This window comes from Mycobacterium sp. (assembly GCF_049281135.1).
Taxonomy (GTDB): domain Bacteria; phylum Actinomycetota; class Actinomycetes; order Mycobacteriales; family Mycobacteriaceae; genus Mycobacterium.
Genome location: NZ_JBAPRN010000802.1, coordinates 1 through 1,645 on the forward strand (window position 1 = coordinate 1; position 1,645 = coordinate 1,645).

Sequence of the window (1,645 nt, forward strand, 5' to 3'; positions counted from 1 at the left end):
GTACATGTCGTCGGGATTGACGGGGTCCTTGCCGCCGTGCGAGTAGAAGAGCAGATCGCCGGGTTGCAACGCGGATTTGTCGACCGGACGGCCCCGGCTGTCGGCGGCTTGCGGGCCGGCGTCGCGCGGCAGGGTGATGCCATATGCCTGGTAGGCGATGTAGGTCAATCCGGAGCAATCGATCCCGAACCCGGTAAGGCCGCCCCACACGTAGGGGATGCCCAAGAACGCGGCGGCGTAGCGGACCAGATCGGCTCCGGTGGGATGCATTATGTCCGTTGGCTTTTCGTAGACCGCGATCTTTCGGGCATCCAGCCACCTCGGGCCACGATCCGGGGTGGCCACCTGCACGGCCCTATCGGTGCGGCTCAGGACGGGAAGCATGGTGTTGGCGCTGATCTCGAGGTCCTGGTTGGTGAGTCCGGAGTCGCGGTACAGCCAGGTGGTGATGCCGTGATCGGCCAGCGCGAAGGGAGCGTGTTCTTTTATTGCGTCGTAGACCGGGTCGGTTGCCAACTGGGCCTTGGGAATCCAGCCGGGATAGCCCTGAGAGTCCTTCGGTGTGGACTGGTCGGGGACCACCACCTGGTCCCAGTCGCCCTGCTCCTGCAGCACAACTACGCGGTCGCCATAGAGAACCTGCGTCTGGTCGAGTTCGTCCGAGGTGAGCGCTTCCTGCTGGTCCAACGTCATGGCGGACACCCAGCCGCGAATGTAGACCGGGTTGGTCAGGGCGGGACGATCGACTGGACGCGGACTCTGTGGGGAGGTCCACACCGTGGCCACCGATACGGCGACATAAACGTTGCGCGCCGCCGGCGCGGCCGAGACGTTGACGGGGTCCGATGCTGCCATCAGCCCGATGGCCAAGACACCGGCAAGCGCTGTTCGGGTCACGGCGCCGGTCACATCTTTTGACGCTATCGGAGCCACGCCGCCGTGTCCGGTTAGCGCGCTGCAACGCGTCACTCGCAAAGATGTCAAGGACATCTTCCCGAGATCGACGGCGAGGATCACCCAGCCCATCCTTCATGAGGCGCGGCAAGTCCTACCGGGCAAGGTAACACCCGCCACACCGGCCTCTCGGAGAGGAAGGCGTACGTTGTGCCCACCTCATAGCGACAGTTGGCGGCGGTGCGTCGCCCGATCTTCAGTTGTCGCTACGAGGCGGGCATACCGTCGTATCCCTAACTTCCTGTGACGTTGGAGATTCGCAGTCAGGTCCGGGATTCGGCTACGGGAGCGCTGACCGAAGGTTGTTGCCGCCCATGAGCTTCTCGCTCATGTGGGCGAGCACGTCTTCGGTCATGGCGAAGCCGCCCAGGTGGCTCTCGGGGCGCACGGTGAGTACGGCGTCCTGCAGGCGCGTGACGGCCGTGTGCACACCAGCGATCGGCACGACGTGGTCGGTCTCGCCGTGCCACCACCGCACCGGCACCTTCACGTCGACGAGCCGAAAACCCCAGTCGCGCCCGAGAAGACGGGCATCGTCGACCATGGCCAGGCAGCGGCCGCGGAAGGCGTTGACCATGTCGTCGACGAAGATCGCCTCGACTTCAGGATCGTCGAGGACCTGCCGATCGATTTCGGGCCACATCCGCATATAAAGGCGATAGGCGTAGTGCGCGAAGGGAATCAGCGGTGC

The 1,645-nt window shown here is 64.6% G+C and carries 1 protein-coding gene and 1 pseudogene; both read right to left on the reverse strand.

The genetic code is table 11. The features are described 5' to 3' along the window. Nucleotides 1-909: NlpC/P60 family protein (locus WAN02_RS31755; RefSeq protein WP_422269329.1), on the reverse strand; the 909-nt coding region annotated here is incomplete at its 3' end. A 325-nt stretch (nucleotides 910-1,234) separates the two neighbouring features. Beyond that, nucleotides 1,235-1,645, reverse strand: a pseudogene (locus tag WAN02_RS31760) (alpha/beta hydrolase); the annotation flags it as partial.